Origin of the sequence: Rhodococcus sp. JG-3 (assembly GCF_000482405.1) — a bacterium.
GTDB classification, from domain to species: domain Bacteria; phylum Actinomycetota; class Actinomycetes; order Mycobacteriales; family Mycobacteriaceae; genus Rhodococcoides; species Rhodococcoides fascians.
In genome coordinates this window covers 2,368,706-2,387,019 of sequence record NZ_KI519398.1, presented here as the reverse complement: position 1 = coordinate 2,387,019, position 18,314 = coordinate 2,368,706, and the positions used below count along the sequence as shown (strand labels likewise).

Here is an 18,314-nt window from a genome sequence, read left to right as displayed (position 1 = left end):
TGTCGGAAGTCGGAGATCAGGAGATGGGAGTGCCGAGCAGAGGCCACACGGCGACGGCGAAGAACAGCACGGTCACTGCGGTCAGCGGCGCGAGGAACGCGGACAGCCGCAGCAGGTCCTTCGGTGAATATGTATCCACACCTTCGGCTTTGGCGAAGATCGCCACTGGCTTCGCCGAGGACGGCATGGTGTGGCAGAAGCCTGCCGCAGCCGTCGAGGCGAAGGCCGCGGCCACTGGATCGATGCCGAGCGCCACAGCCGTGGTGACGACGAGTGGAACCAGCACGGACGAACGGGCCGAGCGAGATTGGATGAGAAGATGTGACGCGACGGACAGAACGATCACCACTGCAATGAACACCCAGGGCGGTGCCGATCCGATCGGGACCACCGTGAACAGCCCGTCCGAGAGCCACCCTGCCGCACCGGACGTCGTCAGCGCGGTCCCGAGGGCCAGCGTCGCCGCCATGAACAGCAGCAGCGACCACGGCACCGTCGACAGCGCCTTGCCGAAATCGGTGGTACCGAAACGCGGAGAGGTGGAGATCAGTGCACCGAGCAGGGCGATGATGGCGGGGTGCACGCCGTGCAGCGGTTCCGAGCACCACAGCACGATGACGACGGCCAGCAACGTCGCGGCCCGGTTCTCCGCGATGGTCAGCGGTCCCGTCACCGGGGTGGGAAGCCGCGACGCCATGTCGGATACGTTTACCGCCAGTGGGATTCGGCGATCCTCACGATCGGTGAACAGCAGCAGTACGAGTTCGGCCGCACAGTGGCTACTGACCACGGCCAGCGGCACACCGAGCAACAACCACGCGGTGAAGCTGATGCCGGTGCCCGTCGCACTTTCGAGCACCTGGCTGGTGATCAGATGTGCCCCCGCGCCGATGAGGGTCGCCACAGCGGACAGCAGGATGACGGTGGGAAACAGGATTGCCAACGCCCGCACCACCCGCTTGCGCTCGGCGAGCGCCTGCGCCAACGCCACGAACACCGGCAGCGCAAGTGCCGCACGACCCGAGGTGGCAGGAATTGCGAATGCGGTCACGATCAGTGCAGACGTCACCAAATGGGCGAGCTGGCGTACGCTGCCCGCACCGCTGACGATGAACACCGCTGCGCGCGTTGCCAAACCGGACTCGCGAACTCCAGCGGCGATGATGAACGCCGCGATGAGAAGCCAGATGGTCTCTTCGCCCAGAGTGTCGAACAAGGCGTCGGTGCTGACCACACCTGTCAGTACCAGAGCCAGTGCGGCACCGAGTGCGACGTAGGTGTCGTCGATCTTGGTGAACACCCAGAGGGCGACAGCTGCCGAGAAGACGACGAGCGTCGTCCGTCCCGCGCTCGGCAACCCTTGCGCCGCGCCGGCGAGCACGGCCAACAGCACCAGCAGTGCAACCGAACTGACGACGAGCTGAACCACCCGGCGGGTCCACAGATCGCGAAAGCGCCACGCCCGCATCGGTTGCGGAAGGGGAGGTGGCTGCGTCCTGAAGCTGACCGTGTTCATGATTACCAGTCTGGAGCCGACCGATGAAACGCCGATGAACAGTCCATGAGCGTTCTTTCATGAGCGGTTCTGCTCAGGCCAGGCGGTACCCCATCCCGCGCACCGTCTCGATTCGATCGGAGCCGATCTTCTTGCGCAGCATACGAACGTAGACGTCGACGACGTTGGAGCCGGGGTCGAAATCGTATCCCCATACGTGACTGAGGATCTGCTCACGAGAGAGGACCTGCCGTGGGTGACGCAGAAACATCTCGAGCAGAACGAACTCGCGCGATGTCAGCGACACCACCACACCGTTCACCACGGCACGTCTGGTGTGCAGATCCACAGCCAGAGAGCCTGATTCCAGAACGGAGACCGAGGGCTCTCGGTCACCGCCACGCAGCCGCAGTCGAACACGTGCAAGCAGCTCCTCGAACCGGAACGGCTTGGTCATGTAGTCGTCCGCTCCCCCTTCGAGGCCGGTCACGGTGTCGCGCACCGAGTCCCGGGCCGTCAGGATGATCACAGGAATACCGACACCGGCGCCTCGTAGCGATTCGATCACCTCGAACCCGTCCTTGCCCGGCAGGCCCAGATCCAGAACGACGAGATCGAAGTCTCCGGTCGTCGCATAATCGATCGCGGAGATGCCGTCGGCCACGGTGGTCGTGGTGAAACCGTTGGCCCGTAAACCCTTTTCGATGAAGGACGAGATGCGGACGTTGTCCTCGGCGATCAATATTCGGCTCATCGTCGGTCTCTCATCGTGCCGGCAGGTCCAATCCGAAGGTCGCACCCGCACCGGGTCGACTGTCGAGCGTCGCGGCACCGTGGTGCCCGTCGGCAATTGCTCGCACGATGCTCAGCCCCAGCCCTGCGCCGCCACTGTCCGAGCGAAGCGAGCCACTGCTTCCGCGGGCGAACCGTTCGAAGATGGTCGACGCATCCACGCTGGACACACCGGGCCCGGTGTCGCTCACCCACAACCGAACTCGGTCCAGGGCAAGCTCCGAGCCCACGACGATCCGGTCACCGGTCCGGGTGTGCGACACCGCATTCTGCGCCAGCTGAAGCACTGCCTGCGTGACTCGCTGCGGATCGACCCGCACCGAGCCCGTACCGACGTGCCCCAGGATCCAATCGCGGTCGGCGAGCGCTCGCACCTTGGCGTCGATGTCGCGCGTGAGGATCTCGAGATCGACCGGTTGCTTGCGGACGAAATCCGGCCGCTCGGCTTTGGCAAGGATCAACAGGTCCTCCACGATCCGGTTCATCCGGTCCAACTCGTCGGTGACGAGCCGAACCGTCTCTTCACGCTCGTGTGGGTCCTCACCCATCAGTTCCAGATGCCCACTGACGATCGTGATCGGCGTACGTAGCTCATGGCTCGCGTCGTCCACGAATTGTCGCTGCGCGGCGAACGCGGACTCCAGCCGGTCGAGCATGTCGTTGAACGTGTCCGCGAGCTCGGCGACGTCGTCGCGGCCCTCCACCTCGATCCGCCTGGACAGATCGTCGGTGGTGATCTGGGCCGCGGTCCGGCGAACGAGACGTACGGGCGCAAGAATCTGCCCGGCCACCACCCAAGCGATACCGCCGGTGAACAGAAGTGCCATGAGCGATACCCCGACAACTACACGAATGGTGTTGGACACGTCTGCGCGCTCACGGTCGACCAGGATTCCGATAGCGAACGTCCCGGCCTGGCCCCCGCCGGAAGGTTCGGCCACCTGTTTCGCCCAGGCGACTTCTCCCTCCGAGGTCGGTGTCGATCCCACGCTGTCGGGTGAGTCCACGATGGCCGATACGACAGCGGCGTCGGCGACCAGATCCCCCGGACCGCCGCGCTCCTGACGCAGGAGTCGATCGGTGTATCCGAACAAGATCTCGTCGTCGTCCGGGTATTGACGCTGCAGGTGCAACTGGAGCAGATCTGCCACATTGCCGAACGGCAGACCGTCGTCCGGGTCACGGCCGGTCGCCGCGAACTCGCTGAACTCGCTGATCTCCTGCTCGAGCGCCACTGCGGTGTCTCGCTCGACGTCCGCGAGGAGGATCGTTCGCACTGCAACGCCGACGGCCAGCATTGCCAACGCCATGACGAACAACAGCCAGCCGAGGATGCGCACCCGTGCCGGAACTCGGCTTCCCACCCGGGGGCGACGAATCTCAGGCTCGGGCTCGAGTCCCGTCGGCGCGAGCACCTCGGTGCGGGCGTTGCTTCCGTCGATCACCTTTTCGGTCGAGTTCACCCGTCGTCATCTTCCGCATCGTCGTCGCCACCCACATCGTCCTGGTTGCCGACGTCGTCGTCATCATCCCCGTCCGGCAGAACCACCACGGGCGGCGGGGCCGGCACGACGATGGATTGCGGTGCTGATGGTGGAACGGCTGGAGCATTCCCGACCGACGGCCCCGTGTCGGTAGGAGCGCCTGCGGTGATGGGTGGGGCGGCGGTCGCCGGTGGGGCTGCGGTCGCCGGTGGGGCTGCGGTTGTCGACGGGGCAGCAGTCGTCGATCTGGCTGCGCCCGACGTCTGAGGTGCACCGCTCGACGTCGCGACTCCGACGGTGACGCGCGGCTCGAAGCTCGGTGGCTGAGGGGTGTCGGCCAGCACGGTGCTCGCGAGCGCGACGCCTACCGGCACGATCACCACAGCCGCCAGGACTGCAATCTTGGGTGCGAACTTCACACCGCCACACTCCCTCCGGTGCGTGAGACGACGATGAAGGCGACATGAGTAAGTTTTCATGTCCGCGATCGGACCGAACCTCGACGGCATTCGGGTCCCGCCGAGCCGGGTGCTATACCGCAGCTGCGTGTGTCAGCGTGCCTGCACAGACCGTTGCCCTGATCTCCGTCTCCGCCAGATCGTGCGCCGAGCGATGCACCGGGTGCTCCTCGAGAACGACGATGTCCGCGACGTCCCCGACGCGGAGCGCAGCGCGGTCGCCGCTCGCCGCCTGTAGTGCCGCGTCGAGAGGAACCGATTCCTCGGCATGCCACGGCGGCCGGTCGTCGTCGGTTCGGAATACCGCCGCCGCAACGCCTGCCAATGGCTCCGGTGGACTCACCGGAGCGTCGGAGCCGAAGAGAAGCGTGGCACCGCTTCGATGGAGCGACCCGTAGCCGTAGGCGACCGAGCGTCGACCTGCCCACAGATCCTCGGCGATGTCGCGGTCGGCCATGGCGTGCTGCGGCTGCACCGACGCCGCAACGCCCAGCGCCGCGAAGCGTGCGATGTCTTCGGGGACGAGCTGCTGCGCGTGTTCGATACGACCTCCGCAACCGGCCCGCTCGAACGCATCGAGCGCAACGCCGTTCGCCCGGTCACCGATCGCATGGACAGCAGAGGTGATTCCGCCGCGAGCTGCGCGAGAGACGAGCTCGAACAGTCCGTCGTGGGTCTCGAGCAACAGTCCGTAGGCGTTGTCACCGTCGACGCCCGGGTAGCGATCGTGACAGCAGGCCGTTCTGGTGTTCAGCGAGCCGTCGAGCATGACCTTCAGCGGTCCGCGCCGAATCATGTCCGAGACGGCCGAGACGTCGCCGGTGCGCTCCCCACGATCGAGCGCTTCGTCGAGCCACTGCGGCCACACCGTGGTGTCGACGCGCACTGCGGGAGATCCGGCCGACAGGCGTCGATCCCAGACCGTCCGGTTGTCGGCGAACTCGAAATCGACGACGCCGGTCACTCCGCGGACCGCCAGTGCCGCGGTGGCGTCGAGCACCGCTCGGTCCAACTCGGCCGGGTCCTCCAATGCCTCCAGCGCCATGACGGCCTCGAGACCGTCGACGTCACGAAGCACTCCGGTGGGATGGTCGATACCGAGATCGCGCAGCAGCGCCGGACTCAGCCACAGCGTGTGCAGGTCCATGCTCGTCAACGCCACACGGACGCCGGGCAATGCATTCTCGAGTAGATCCTTGTGTGGTTCGTCGGGCCACTGCGCGTCCCGAAAGCCGTTGGCGCGCACTACGGAATCGCCTGCTGTGCGCGCATAGGGGAACACCAGTGCCGCGGCATCGGCCGCCGACGAGGCCGGCCCGACGTCGATACGCCGCCGCGCCGCTGCCCATTGCGTCAGATGAACATGACTGTCCACGAAACCCGGCAGGGCCACTCCCCCCGCCCCGTCGACGACCTCGACGCCGCGGGTGCGATCGCTACCGGCCGGGGTGATGGACCCGATGGTCGAGCCGACGAGTTCGATGTCGAAGAGCACGCCGGAATCATCCAGTGCGACATTGGCGATAATCACTCCTGGGACTCTAGAGCGTCGCCCCCGACGCAGGCGCGCATGCCATCCTCTAGCAATGAAGACAGAGCCTGTGGCGATGCAGACAGATCGGACCGACCCCGTCGGATATCACGCGACCGTCACGGTGCGGTGGTCGGACATGGACGCATTCGCGCACATCAATCACGCCCGGATGGTCACTCTGCTCGAAGAGGCGCGCATCGAATGGCTGCTCAGTGAGGGCGAGGCCAACGAAAGCCTGATCAAGAGTGCGTTGATCGCGAACGTCACCATCGCGTACAAGAAGCCGCTTCGGCACTCGGACGGTCCGCTCGACGTCACACTTTGGTTCGAGAAGGTACGTGCGGTCGATTTCACCATCGGCTACGAGGTACGGGCAGCGGGCGCGGCCCCGGATTCGCCGCCTGCGGTGGTGGCGACCACTCGCATGGCGATGGTCGACGTCGGGGCGGAGACTCTGCGCCGGATAGCGCCCGAGGAGAAGGCCTACCTCGCGCGCTGGACTCGCTGATACTCCGCCGCGCGGTCTGCGAACCACCGCACCGCCTCCGGATCGTCGACGGCACTGGTGTCGAGAGCAGTTGTCTCGGCAGCACCTTGGAACATTTTCTTGAGCGGCACTTCGAGCTTCTTACCGGTCCGCGTGTGCGGGATCGCGGGCGCTGCGACGATGTCGTCGGGAACGTGCCGCGGGGATGCCTGTGTCCTGATGACGGCAACGATGCGCTCGCGTAGCTCCGCGGTGAGCCCATCCGGGACCACCACGAACAGCGGCATCCAGTATCCCCCGTCGGGCTGTTCCATGCCGAGCACCAGGGCCTCGATGACCTCGTCGAGAGATTCGACGGCCTGATAGATGTCTGCGCTTCCCATTCGAATTCCGTTGCGGTTCAGCGTCGCATCGGAACGACCGTGCACGACGACGCTGCCGCGTTCGGTCACGGTGATCCAGTCGCCGTGCCGCCAGATGCCCGGATAGGTATCGAAATACGCGTCCCGATAACGGGTTCCGTCGGGATCGTTCCAGAACCGCACCGGCATGGACGGCATCGGTTCGGTGACGACCAGTTCGCCCACTGCGCCGTGCACCGAGTTGCCTGCCTCGTCGTAGGCATCGAGTGCAACGCCCAGGAACGGAACCGACAACTCGCCCGCCCAGACCGGCACGGTCCGCACTCCCCCGGCGAACGCCGACACCACATCGGTACCACCGGAGATCGAGAACACCGGTACGTGGGCTCCGACCTTCTCCGACAACCACATCGACGACGTCGCGGGCATCGCAGACCCGGTGATCCCGATGGCGCGCAGGCTCGAGAGATCGTGATCGGCACCGGGGTGTGCGTCCGCCTTGATGCACGCGAGGACGTACCCGGGGCTGGTACCGAGGTACGTCACGCCCTGCGCGGCCGCGATGCCCCACAGCGCGTCCGTTCTCGGGAACGCGGGATTTCCGTCGGTGGACACGATCGTGGCCCCGACCAGCAGGCCGGCCACCTGGAAGTTCCACATCATCCAGCTCGGGCTCGTGTACCAGAAGAACACATCGTCGGGTCCTAGATCCGAGTGCAGTGCAACGGATTTGAGATGCTCGAGCAGCACGCCACCATGGCCGTGCACGATCCCCTTGGGCCGTCCCGTGGTCCCCGACGAGAACACGACCCACAACGGGTGATCGAACGGCACTGCGACCGGAGCGAGCTCGCGCGGTGTCGCGGTCGCGTCCGCCCAATTCAGCGCCGTCCCCGCGGTCCCCACAGCGTCGCCGATCGTGACCACCGTGCGCACCGTCGGCAATCCCTCTGCGAGAGTGTTCACGTCCGCATCTTTGTCGCGGAAGGCCCCTCCGTAGACGTACCCGGACGCGGTGATCAACGCCGTGGGGTCGAGCTGCCCCAATCTGTCGAGCGCCGCCGCCGCCGAGTAGTCCTGCCCACACGCAGCCCATACCGCGCCGAGACTTGCTGTCGCCAGGAAGGCGATGATCGCCTCGGGCACGTTCGGCAGGTACCCGACGACGCGGTCGCCTCGCCGGACGCCCGCGTCGGACAGGGTGCCCGCCAACGCACCGGCCTGGGCGATCATCTCGGACCACGTGACGGTCCGCGTCGAACCGTCCTCGGAGGCATGAACGATGGCGGCTCGATCTCCTCGAGCGTGCCGGACGACCTGATCGACGTAATTCAGCTCGGCACCCGGGAACCACTGCGCCCCCGGCATACCGTGGCCCTCGAGGACCGACGCCGGCTCGATGGTGGAGCGAATGTCGAAGTAGTCCCACACCGCTGTCCAGAACGATTCGATGTCGTCGATCGACCACCGCCACAACGCTGCGTAGTCGGGCAGCGTCACCTCGTGGCGCTCCTCGACGAACCGGGTGAACTCGGTGACCCGAGCGTGCTCGACATCGGTATCGGTGGGCGTCCACAGCGCACTGGTCATGGACGTCAGTATGTCAGCCCAACGGCTGGGTTCAGATCAATCCGAGCGAGCGTTCACGCATCTCGACCTTGCGCACCTTGCCGGTGACGGTCATCGGGAACTCGTCGACGACGTGCACGTAGCGCGGAATCTTGTAATGCGCGAGGCGACCGTCGCAGAACTGCCGCACCGCGTCCAAATCCAGTGGTGCGGCACCGTCTCTGAGCTGTATCCACGCCATCAATTCCTCGCCGTACTTCTCGTCGGGAACACCGATCACCTGAGCGTCGAGGATGTCGGGGTGAGTGTAGAGAAATTCCTCGACCTCGCGGGGATAGATGTTCTCGCCGCCGCGAATCACCATGTCCTTGATGCGCCCGGTGATCGCGACGTAGCCGTCACCGTCCATGACCCCGATGTCGCCGGTGTGCATCCACCCGTCGCTGTCGATGGCCTCTGCGGTCTTGTCGGGCTGCTCCCAGTAACCGATCATCACCGAGTAGCCACGGGTGCACAGTTCACCCGCCTCGCCTCGTGGCAGTGTCTCACCGAGAACGGGGTCGACGATCTTCACTTCGAGGTGCGGTCCCACACGACCGACAGTGGACACTCGCTGCTCGATCGAGTCGTCGCTGCGAGTCTGCAGCGATACCGGCGACGTCTCGGTCATGCCGTAGCAGATGGACACCTCTGCCATTCCCATGCGTTCGATGACCTGCTTCATCACCTCTGTGGGACAGGGTGATCCGGCCATGATTCCGGTACGCAGGCTGCTCAGATCGAATTCGCCGATGTTCTCCAGCGCCAACTCGGCGATGAACATGGTCGGTACGCCGTAGAGCGAGGTGCACTTCTCATTGGCCACGGCCGTCAACGTCGCCACCGGGTCGAACGCGGGACCGGGGATGACCATCGTTGCTCCGTGCGACGTGCACGCGAGATTGCCCATCACCATGCCGAAGCAATGGTAGAACGGCACCGGAATGCAGACCCTGTCGTTCTCGGTGTAATGGCAGAGCTCGCCGACGAAGAAGCCGTTGTTCAGTATGTTGCGGTGACTGAGCGTCGCACCCTTCGGGAAACCCGTTGTACCCGAGGTGTATTGGATGTTGATCGCGTCGTCCGGGCGAAGTGTGCTCGACACGTCGGCGACCATCTGCGGAGTCTTCGCCAACGCTCGGTGCCCTCGATCGGTCATCGCTTCCCACTGAATGCTTCCGATGAAGAGGACCTCGCGCAGAGTTGCCACTTCCGGTCGCACGTCGTCGATCATGGCCGTGTAGTCGGACCCTTTGAACTCGGTGGCCGACAACAGCACCGACACACCCGCCTGTCTCAGCACGAACTGCAGCTCGTGCGAGCGGTACGCCGGATTGATGTTGACCAGAATTGCCCCGATCTCCGCCGTCGCATATTGCGCCAGCGTCCATTCGGGGCAGTTCGGTGCCCAGATCCCTACTCGATCGCCTACTTGCACTCCGGCCACGAGGAGCCCCGCCGCCAACAACTCGACGTCCGCCGCGAACTCCGAGTAGGTCCACCGCCTACCCGATGCGACATCGACGAGGGCATCGCGATCGGCGTGCCGCTCGACGGTGCGATGCAGGTTTCGGCCGATCGTGTCGTCGAGTATCGCTGTGTCCGAATCGCCGCGGGCGTAACTGTCCATGAGCCTCACGGTAGTGACGCCGGTCACGGCCGGCCACCCCCGAATGGGGGTCCTACTCCAGTGTGATGACGTCCGCAGCCTCGAGCACCTCGGCGCGCGACGTGTCCTTGAGCGCGACGCCGGACCGTCCGAGCTTCCTGGCTCCGGCCAGCAGACCTGCCACGATGCGGGCCGACTGCGCGTACCCCTGCCCCTCGGGCGGGTGGATGTTGGAGATGCAGTTGCGATCGGCGTCGGTACGGCCGGGCTTGGGGAGGTGCGTCAGGTAGATGCCGAGACTGTCCGCGACGGACAGGCCGGGTCGCTCCCCGATGAGAACCAGTACCGTCCGCACGCCCATCGCCGCCGCGATGTGATCACCGAGCGCCACTCGGGCCTCGGTCGCAATGACCGGTGCAGCAATCGAATACCGTTCGGCAAGTTCGGTTTTCAGTGCTTCCACCATGGCGACACCGTGATCCGCCAGGGCCCGGGGAGACAATCCGTCACTCAGCACGATGCCTATCTCGTCCTCCGAATGTGCAATCGCCGACAGATCCTTCGGCTGACGACCCAGGTCCGGACGACGCAGATACTCGGCCCGGCTCGTCGCCAACGACGTCACCACCGACGGTGTACCGAGCCCCACCTGCTCCACCCGACGCACGAACTCGTCGACCTCGAGTGGCATGTGCACCGCATCTCGGGCCGCGGCGTGCGCCGAGCGAAACTCGAGCACCCGCGTCGTCGGCAACGAATCGCCGATACGCCCCAGACCGATCCGAGCTTGGGTACTCGCCCGCAACTCACCCCAGAACTCTGCTTCCGGTCGTTCCGCAGGCTCCACTCCCAAATCGGGTCGTTCCGCAGGCTCCACTCCTGCCGCTTCCGGTCGTTCCGCAGGCGTGCTCATCGCGCACTCATCAAGGCCCGCAGCGGCGATCCCGCGGCATCGACGTCGAGGACTCGGCCGTCGGCGTCCGCCATCCCCAGCCGCGAGAGCCAGGACTCGAATTCCGGTGCGGGCCGCAGACCGAGGACCTGTCGCACGTAGAGCACATCGTGGAAGCTCAGGGACTGGTAGCCGAGCATGACGTCATCGGCTCCCGGCACTGCAATGACGAATGCGACGCCGGCCGCGCCGAGCAACGTCAGCAACGTGTCCATGTCGTCCTGATCGGCCTCGGCGTGATTGGTGTAGCAGACGTCCACTCCCATTGGCAGTCCGAGGAGCTTGCCGCAGAAGTGATCTTCGAGGCCTGCCCTGATGATCTGCTTGCCGTCGTACAGGTACTCGGGCCCGATGAATCCGACGACGGTGTTGATCAGCAGCGGCTCGAGATCACGGGCCACCGCGTACGCACGCGTCTCGAGTGTCTGCTGATCGACGGGCCGGTCGCCGGTGCCGATGTGCGCTGCCGCCGACAGCGCCGAACCCTGACCCGTCTCGAGATACATGACGTTGTTCCCGACGGTTCCGCGGTGCAACGATCTGCCTGCCTCGTTGGCCTCACGCAGCAACGAAATGTTCACTCCGAAGCTCGAATTGGCACCCTCGGTCCCCGCGATGGACTGGAACACCAGATCGACCGGAACTCCTTTGTCGATCAGTTCCATCGTCGTCGTCACATGAGAGAGGACGCACGACTGTGTCGGGATCTCGAAACGCTGCCGAATCTCGTCGAGCAGATGCAGCAGATCGGCGGTGGCCTGAGGTGAGTCGGTCGCGGGATTGATTCCGATGACCGCGTCACCCGACCCGAGGAGCAGCCCGTCGAGTGTGGCCGCGGCGATGCCACGCGGGTCGTCGGTCGGGTGGTTGGGTTGCAGACGCGTGGTGAGAGTCCCGGGTAGGCCGATCGTCGTCCGGAACGCCGACGTCACCTGCGCGGCCCGAGACACCGCGATCAGATCCTGGTTCCGCATGATCTTGCTGACCGCCGCGACCATCTCGGGTGTCAATCCGGCCGCGACCGATCGCAGTGTCTGGGCCGCATCGGGCCCCGCTGTCACCTGCAGCAGCCAATCCCGAAGACCTCCCACGGTCAGGTGTGAGATGGCCCCGAACGCGATGCGGTCGTGCGAATCGATGATGAGCCTGGTGACCTCGTCGGTTTCGTACGGAACGAGCAGATCGTGCAGGAAGACATCGAGGGAGACCTCGGACAACGCCCACTGCGCGGCAGCCCGTTCGGCATCGGATTCGGCCGCGCAGCCGGCCAATTCGTCACCCGATCGCAGCGGTGTCGCTTTGGCCATCAGGTCGACCAGACCGTCGAACGTGTAGGTGGTCCCGGATACCTGCTGGGTGTAGATCGTCATTCCAGTTCGGCCTCGGCCTCGGCCAGTGCGGCGAACTCCTCGTCGGGCGAGTTGGCGACCAGATGATGTCTGCTGTAGATGCCGAAGTAGGCCATGAACGCGACGAACACTGCCAGACACCACAGTGCCGCAGTGGAATCGACGACGAAGGTGGCGACGACGGCGAGTGCCGCGATGATCAACGCGAATCCGGTGGTCACAACGCCCCCGGGGGTTCGGTACGGCCGTTCCATGTTCGGCTCGTTGCGGCGAAGCACGATGTGGCTGACCATCATCAGAACGTAGCTCAGTGCCGCACCGAACACGGCCATGTTCAGCAACATTCCGCCCTGACCGGTCAGCGAGAGCAGGAATCCGATGACGCCGGGCACGATCAGCGCGAGCGTAGGGGCCTTACGAGAGTTGGTGATGGACAGCGTCTTCGGCAGGTAGCCGGCACGGGACAGCGCGAAGAGCTGACGCGAGTACGCGTACATGATCGAGAAGAAGGACGCGACCAGTCCGGCCAGGCCGATGTAGTTGACGATCTTGCTCGCAGTTCCGTCACCGAGCGCCTCCACCAACGGGTTTCCCGATTCCTTGACGGCGTCGGCCCCGCCCGCTCCGGTCACCAGGAACAGGACGACGGCACCGGTGACGAGCAGTACGCCCATGGCGGCGATGATGCCGCGCGGGACGTTCTTGGTCGGATCCTTGGCCTCCTCGGCGGCCAGCGGCACGCCCTCGATGGCGAGGAAGAACCAGATGGCGAACGGCACAGCCGCCCAGATGCCGAGGTAGCCGAACGGCAGGAATCCCGAGGCCCCGGCCGCGTCGGTGGGGGCGATGTCGGTCAGGTTGCTCGCGTCGAACTGACCGATCGCGGCGATCGCGAAGACGACGAGACCGACCAAGGCGATGCCGGTGATGACGAACATGATCTTGAGTGCTTCGCCCGCGCCGGAGAGGTGGATTCCGATGAACACCGCATAGACCACCAGGTAGACCCACCATCCGTCGGTGATCCCGAACAGTCCGAGCGACTCGACGTACGCACCGATGAATGTCGCGATCGCTGCCGGCGCGATAGCGTACTCGATGAGAATCGCTGTGCCGGTGGCGAATCCACCCCACGGTCCCGTGGCACGGCGGGCGAAGGTGTAGCCGCCGCCTGCCGCGGGCAGAGCAGAGGACATCTCGGCCATTCCGAGGACCATGGCCAGATACATGCCCGCGATGATGATCGCGGCGATGAGCAGACCGCCGAAGCCGCCCTCTGCCAGGCCCAAGTTCCAGCCGGAGTAGTCGCCGGAGATGACGTAGCTCACACCGAGGCCCGCGAGAAGTACCCACCCGGCGGTTCCCTTCTTCAGGGTTCTCTTGGCCAGGTAGTCACCGCCCTCGACGTGCGACTGTGTGCCCTCGTAGGAGCCGGATTTCGGGTGAGGCGACTGGGGATCTTTCACGGACATTGCAAGCCTCTCGTACCAGGTCCCTCGCGAGGGGACGCCCATTCGGGTGTGTGGGGCGCGCGAACCGGTTCACGATAGGTCCGTGATGTAAGCGGGGTGTCATCGGTGAATGACGGGCGAATTACGGCTGCTGTGCAACCGCATTCACGTCACCAATATCTCCCTCGTCCGGTTCTGCGACTGTCAGTACTGCGTCCACCACAGCTCTGTTGGTTTCCAGCTCACGCTCCAGCCGCCGGAGCGTGTGCGCGATGCGTGACTCTGCGAAGTCACCGACGAGATCGACACTCGCCACCACGTAGATCTGTTTGGGACCGACGAACTCGATGCGAACGAACCGGACCGACGCCACCTCGGGGAGTAGCTCGATTCGCTGCACTACCGCGTTCCATAATGCTCTCGATCCTGGTTCGCCGGTGAGGAATCGGCGGTTTCGATCGATCAGCACGAACGCCACGATCCCGAGTAGAACGCCCACCAGAATCGAGCCGATGGCGTCGAACGCCGCCGAACCGGTGAGCTGGTGCAAACCGATTCCCGCACCGGCGATCACGATGCCGATCAGAGCCGCGCTGTCCTCGGCGAACACTGCTCGCAGCGTCGGATCCGAGGTCTCCAACGCGTAATCGAGAAAGTCCTTGTCGTATTGCGCTGCCTCGCCGCGTATTTGCCGTACCGACTGGAGGAAGGACACGCCCTCGAGCAGAAACGCGATGGCGAGCACGACGTAGGCGACGAGGTAGTTCTCACTGCTCGACTCACCGGCAAGCAACGAGGTGATGCCGTGCCACACCGAGACCGCCGCACCGGCGACGAACAAGCCGATGGCCGCGAGCGTCGACCAGAAGTACGTCTCCCGGCCGTACCCGAGCGGGCGCCGATCGTCGGGGCCGCGCGCCCCGCGGCGATTGGCGACGAGCAGGAAGATCTCGTTACCGGTATCGGCCCAGGAGTGAGCGGCCTCGGCGACCATCGACGCGGACCCGGTGAACACCGCCGCGAACGTCTTGGCGATGGCCACACCGAGGTTGGCGACGAACGCGATCACCACGGTGCGCAGGCTGTCGCCGCCGTCGGCCGCGTCGGTTTTCGATGAGCTCTTCATCGTTCGCACTGTATGCGCTGCGCGCAGTGGTGCGGCTATGTGCCGCCTGGGGCACACGGGAGTGTAGCCCGCGGAACGACCCGGAAGCGGAGCCGCACCACTGCCGTAGGCACTCAGCCCTGGAGCATTCCCGGCACAGGACAGGCGTCGACGGCCTCGGCGACCACGAGTGGGTCGTCGGGTACCGGCGGTCGTCGGCCCTCTTCCCAGTCGACTCCGACGAGAGGTGGATGCGCGGCGAGAAGTTCGTTCTCCTCCGGGGTGTACGCGCGCCCACGGCTCAGGAACCGCACGCCTTCGGGCGATTCGAGCGAGAATCCGCCGCCGCGGCCCGGCACCACGTCGAGTACGAGTTGGGTGTGTTTCCACGCTTGGAACTGCGAACCCGAGATCCACACCGGTACGCCGTCGACACCCTCGGGGAGGTCCTGGGCGATCTCGCCCACTCCGAGCCTGAGGTCGATGTACCCGAGCAGAACGTCGCGATCGCCGACGATGAATTCGCCTGCGGGATAACACATCGGCGACGAGCCGTCACAGCATCCGCCGGACTGATGCATCATCAGTTCGCCGTGGATACCGCCGAGGCGACGGAGAAGATCCATCGCCTCGGCGGTTGTCTTCAGCCGCGCGGGCGGCCGAGCGTTCTCCATCAGAAGAAGCCCTGCGCCTTCTGGGCGTAGCTCACGAGCAGGTTCTTGGTCTGCTGGTAGTGATCGAGCATCATCTTGTGGTTTTCGCGACCGATACCCGACTGCTTGTAGCCGCCGAACGCGGCGTGCGCGGGGTACTGGTGGTAGGTGTTGGTCCACACTCGGCCGGCCTTGATGTCGCGGCCCGCCCGGTAGGCAACGCCGCCGTCGCGGGACCAGACGCCTGCGCCCAGTCCGTAGAGGGTGTCGTTGGCGATGTCGATGGCGTCGTCGTAGTCCTTGAACGACGTCACCGACACGACCGGTCCGAAGATCTCTTCCTGGAAGATGCGCATGTCGTTCTTGCCCGTGAAGATCGTCGGCTGCACGTAGTAACCACCGTTGAGGTCGCCGCCGAGCTGTGCGCGTTCGCCGCCGGTGACGACCTGTGCGCCCTCGCCCTTGCCGATCTCGATGTACGAGAGGATCTTCTCGAGCTGATCGTTGGACGCCTGGGCACCGATCATGGTCTCGGTGTCGAGCGGATCACCCTGCCGCACAGCCTTCGTGCGGATCGCGGCCAGTGCGAGGAACTCGTCGAAGATGTCAGCCTGGATCAACGAACGCGACGGGCAGGTGCACACCTCGCCCTGGTTCAGGGCGAACATCGTGAAGCCTTCGAGGGCCTTGTCCTGGTAGTCGTCGTTGGCCTGGAGCACGTCGGAGAAAAAGACGTTGGGGCTCTTGCCACCGAGTTCGAGCGTGACCGGGATCAGGTTCTGCGACGCGTACTGCATGATCAGGCGGCCGGTGGTGGTCTCGCCGGTGAAGGCGATCTTGGCGATGCGCGGGCTCGACGCCAGCGGCTTTCCTGCCTCCACACCGAATCCGTTGACGATGTTGATCACGCCCGGGGGCAGGAGGTCGCCGATGATCGAGATCAGGTGCAGGATCGAGGCGGGAGTCTGCTCGGCGGGCTTGAGCACCACGGCGTTACCGGCAGCGAGCGCGGGCGCGAGCTTCCAGACGGCCATGAGAATGGGGAAGTTCCACGGAATGATCTGTCCGACGACGCCCAGCGGCTCGTGGAAGTGGTAAGCGACTGTGTCGCTGTCGATCTCGGACAGTGAGCCTTCCTGCGCACGGATGCAGCCGGCGAAGTACCGGAAGTGATCCACCGCGAGGGGGATGTCGGCGTTGAGGGTCTCGCGGATCGGCTTGCCGTTGTCCCAGGACTCGGCCAGAGCGATCGACTCGAGGTTCTCGGCGATGCGGTCGGCGATCTTGTTGAGGATCACGGCGCGTTCGGCCGCGGACGTCTTGCCCCAGGCGGGAGCGGCGGCGTGCGCGGCATCGAGGGCGAGTTCGATGTCCTCGGACGTGGAACGGGCGACCTCGCAGAAGTTCTCACCGGTGACCGGAGTCGGGTTCTCGAAGTACTGGCCCTTGACCGGTGGCACCCATTCGCCGCCGATCCAGTTGTCGTAGCGCGACTGGAACGACATGACGGAATCGGCGGTACCTGGACGGGCATAGACGGACATTGAAAATCCTCCTGATCGACACGTGCTGCACTGCTGATGCGGTGTGTGATTCAGGACACTAGGGGGTGCAACGTTGCAACTACGTTGCCGTCACTCCGACGGCACCGCCGCGACGGGTGCGTCAGACTCCGAGATCGCGGTCGAGCAGGTCGATACGTGCGCTGACCTGGCCGTAGAGTGCGGAATCGCGGCTCAGCGTGGCGCGATAGGCCTCCCATGCGATCACGTCGGATCGACCGTGAATGGAGGAGGTCCACTGGGCGAGCAACACCGGATCCCCCAGCCGCAACAGTGCAGCCTGCATACGAGACCGCAATTCTTCGCGAATCTCCTCGATGCCGGGTGCGGACGAGCCGGGCAACACCGGTCCGGTGTAGATCCGCAGAGCCGCCTCGACGTCGCCGCGGTCCAGGGCACGTCGGATGTCGCCGACATCGGAGGACAACTCGCCGACCAATCGGTACGGCCGGGATGCGAGGCCTGCGGTACCGAAAGACTTACGCAGCCGCGACATCTCTGCGCGGATGGTCACCGAATCGAGTTCCTGCTCGTCGAGCAGGACGGCGAGATGGTCCGAACTGAGCCCCTCCGGATGATCGCCGAGCAACAGGAGAATCTCGGCGTGCCGCTGTGAGAGAGGCGTTCGACCCGAGCCGCGTACCACTCCGGGCCGGCCGGATCCGAGGACCTCGAGACGAGGAGCGGTATCGCCCAACGATTTCGGTGAGTTCAACAGGTGCAGGCGTAACTCGGACTCGGCGGCTGCGACGGTGGCCCGCACCAGCGAGAGCACCTCGGGTACGGCCACCCGCGGCCCGCCGGTGATGTCGATGGCTCCGAGGATGTGGCCGCTGGTGGGGTGATGCACCGGTGCTGCCGAGCAACTCCATTCGTGGACCGATCGCGAGAAGTGCTCGGACGCGAAGATCTGCACGCTGTGATCGACGGCGAGTGCCGTTCCCGGCGCGTTGGTCCCCTTGCTCTCCTCGCTCCAGTCGACACCTTCGGCGAAATCCATCGTCAGCGCGCGGTCCTTGGCCGAGGAATCGCCCTCGACCCACAACAGGCGGCCCTCCGCGTCCGAGATTGCGACGAGCAGACCGGTGTCGGAGGCGTCCTCGACGAGCAGTTTGCGAATCACCGGGCGGATGAGTGCCATCGGATGCCCGTTGCGGTAGCGGTCGAGGTCCGGCCCACTCAGGGCCGGTGCCTGACTACCGCCGTCCGGGTCGACACCCTTGGTTCTACTTCGCATCCACGAGTCGAGTACGACGGACCGCACCGCCGAGCCGTGTGTACGGATGTCGTCGACGAAAGATTGATGGGCACTGGACATTTGGCGCGCCAGCACAGTGACATCCTCACCGGGGCGCACTGCGACCCAGGGGTTGCCGCCACTGTCCGATCGGCTTGCCATTCGACGCTTCCTCC

15 protein-coding genes are annotated in these 18,314 nt (G+C 65.2%); 1 reads left to right on the top strand and 14 read right to left on the bottom strand.

The window, feature by feature from the left end; all coding sequences use genetic code 11:
• Positions 1-16: 16 nt before the first annotated feature.
• From K414_RS0112840 to K414_RS0112820, 5 genes are all read right to left on the bottom strand, one after another.
• Positions 17-1,516, bottom strand: a complete 1,500-nt coding sequence (locus K414_RS0112840) for an SLC13 family permease (RefSeq protein WP_080729324.1) — start codon at positions 1,514-1,516, stop codon at positions 17-19.
• Between the two features lie 73 nt (positions 1,517-1,589).
• Positions 1,590-2,249 carry a response regulator transcription factor gene (locus K414_RS0112835; protein WP_027496295.1) on the bottom strand — a complete coding sequence of 220 codons (660 nt, stop codon included), beginning with the start codon at positions 2,247-2,249 and terminating at the stop codon, positions 1,590-1,592.
• A gap of 10 nt (positions 2,250-2,259) precedes the next feature.
• Positions 2,260-3,750, bottom strand: coding sequence for an ATP-binding protein (locus K414_RS0112830; RefSeq protein ID WP_152530416.1), 1,491 nt, complete (start codon positions 3,748-3,750; stop codon positions 2,260-2,262).
• Positions 3,747-4,190 (bottom strand): hypothetical protein, encoded by a 444-nt coding sequence (locus K414_RS29145; RefSeq protein ID WP_051365094.1) that lies wholly within the window; start codon positions 4,188-4,190, stop codon positions 3,747-3,749. The genes K414_RS0112830 and K414_RS29145 overlap by 4 nt, the downstream gene beginning before the upstream one ends.
• A 112-nt stretch (positions 4,191-4,302) precedes the next feature.
• Positions 4,303-5,760 carry an amidohydrolase family protein gene (locus K414_RS0112820; RefSeq protein WP_027496293.1) on the bottom strand — a complete coding sequence of 486 codons (1,458 nt, stop codon included), beginning with the start codon at positions 5,758-5,760 and terminating at the stop codon, positions 4,303-4,305.
• Positions 5,761-5,836: 76 nt separating this feature from the next.
• Between K414_RS0112820 and K414_RS0112815 the strand changes: the two genes are divergently transcribed.
• Positions 5,837-6,271: a thioesterase family protein gene (locus tag K414_RS0112815; RefSeq protein ID WP_027496292.1), complete on the top strand. Its 435-nt coding sequence runs from the start codon at positions 5,837-5,839 to the stop codon at positions 6,269-6,271.
• Here K414_RS0112815 and K414_RS0112810 read toward each other — a convergent pair.
• The 9 genes from K414_RS0112810 to K414_RS0112770 all read right to left on the bottom strand — a co-directional run bounded on the left by K414_RS0112810 (position 6,247) and on the right by K414_RS0112770 (position 18,300).
• Entirely contained in the window at positions 6,247-8,202 is a 1,956-nt protein-coding gene (locus K414_RS0112810) for an acetoacetate--CoA ligase (protein WP_027496291.1), read from the bottom strand. The genes K414_RS0112815 and K414_RS0112810 overlap by 25 nt on opposite strands.
• 31 nt (positions 8,203-8,233) lie before the next feature.
• Complete coding sequence (locus tag K414_RS0112805) at positions 8,234-9,850, bottom strand: AMP-binding protein (protein ID WP_202595065.1); 1,617 nt, start codon at positions 9,848-9,850, stop codon at positions 8,234-8,236.
• A gap of 52 nt (positions 9,851-9,902) precedes the next feature.
• Positions 9,903-10,742, bottom strand: coding sequence for an ethanolamine ammonia-lyase subunit EutC (eutC, locus tag K414_RS0112800; protein WP_237606178.1), 840 nt, complete (start codon positions 10,740-10,742; stop codon positions 9,903-9,905).
• Positions 10,739-12,151 (bottom strand): ethanolamine ammonia-lyase subunit EutB, encoded by a 1,413-nt coding sequence (locus K414_RS0112795; RefSeq protein ID WP_027496288.1) that lies wholly within the window; start codon positions 12,149-12,151, stop codon positions 10,739-10,741. The genes eutC and K414_RS0112795 overlap by 4 nt, the downstream gene beginning before the upstream one ends.
• Entirely contained in the window at positions 12,148-13,602 is a 1,455-nt protein-coding gene (gene eat, locus K414_RS0112790) for an ethanolamine permease (protein WP_027496287.1), read from the bottom strand. Before eat ends, K414_RS0112795 begins: the two co-directional genes overlap by 4 nt.
• A gap of 121 nt (positions 13,603-13,723) precedes the next feature.
• On the bottom strand, positions 13,724-14,707 hold the full coding sequence (locus tag K414_RS0112785; RefSeq protein ID WP_027496286.1) for a cation transporter: 984 nt from the start codon (positions 14,705-14,707) through the stop codon (positions 13,724-13,726).
• Positions 14,708-14,820: 113 nt separating this feature from the next.
• On the bottom strand, positions 14,821-15,360 hold the full coding sequence (locus tag K414_RS0112780) for a DUF779 domain-containing protein (RefSeq protein WP_027496285.1): 540 nt from the start codon (positions 15,358-15,360) through the stop codon (positions 14,821-14,823).
• Positions 15,360-16,883 carry an aldehyde dehydrogenase family protein gene (locus tag K414_RS0112775; protein ID WP_027496284.1) on the bottom strand — a complete coding sequence of 508 codons (1,524 nt, stop codon included), beginning with the start codon at positions 16,881-16,883 and terminating at the stop codon, positions 15,360-15,362. The genes K414_RS0112780 and K414_RS0112775 overlap by 1 nt, the downstream gene beginning before the upstream one ends.
• 121 nt (positions 16,884-17,004) lie before the next feature.
• Entirely contained in the window at positions 17,005-18,300 is a 1,296-nt protein-coding gene (locus K414_RS0112770; RefSeq protein ID WP_027496283.1) for a transcriptional regulator, read from the bottom strand.
• Positions 18,301-18,314: the final 14 nt, after the last annotated feature.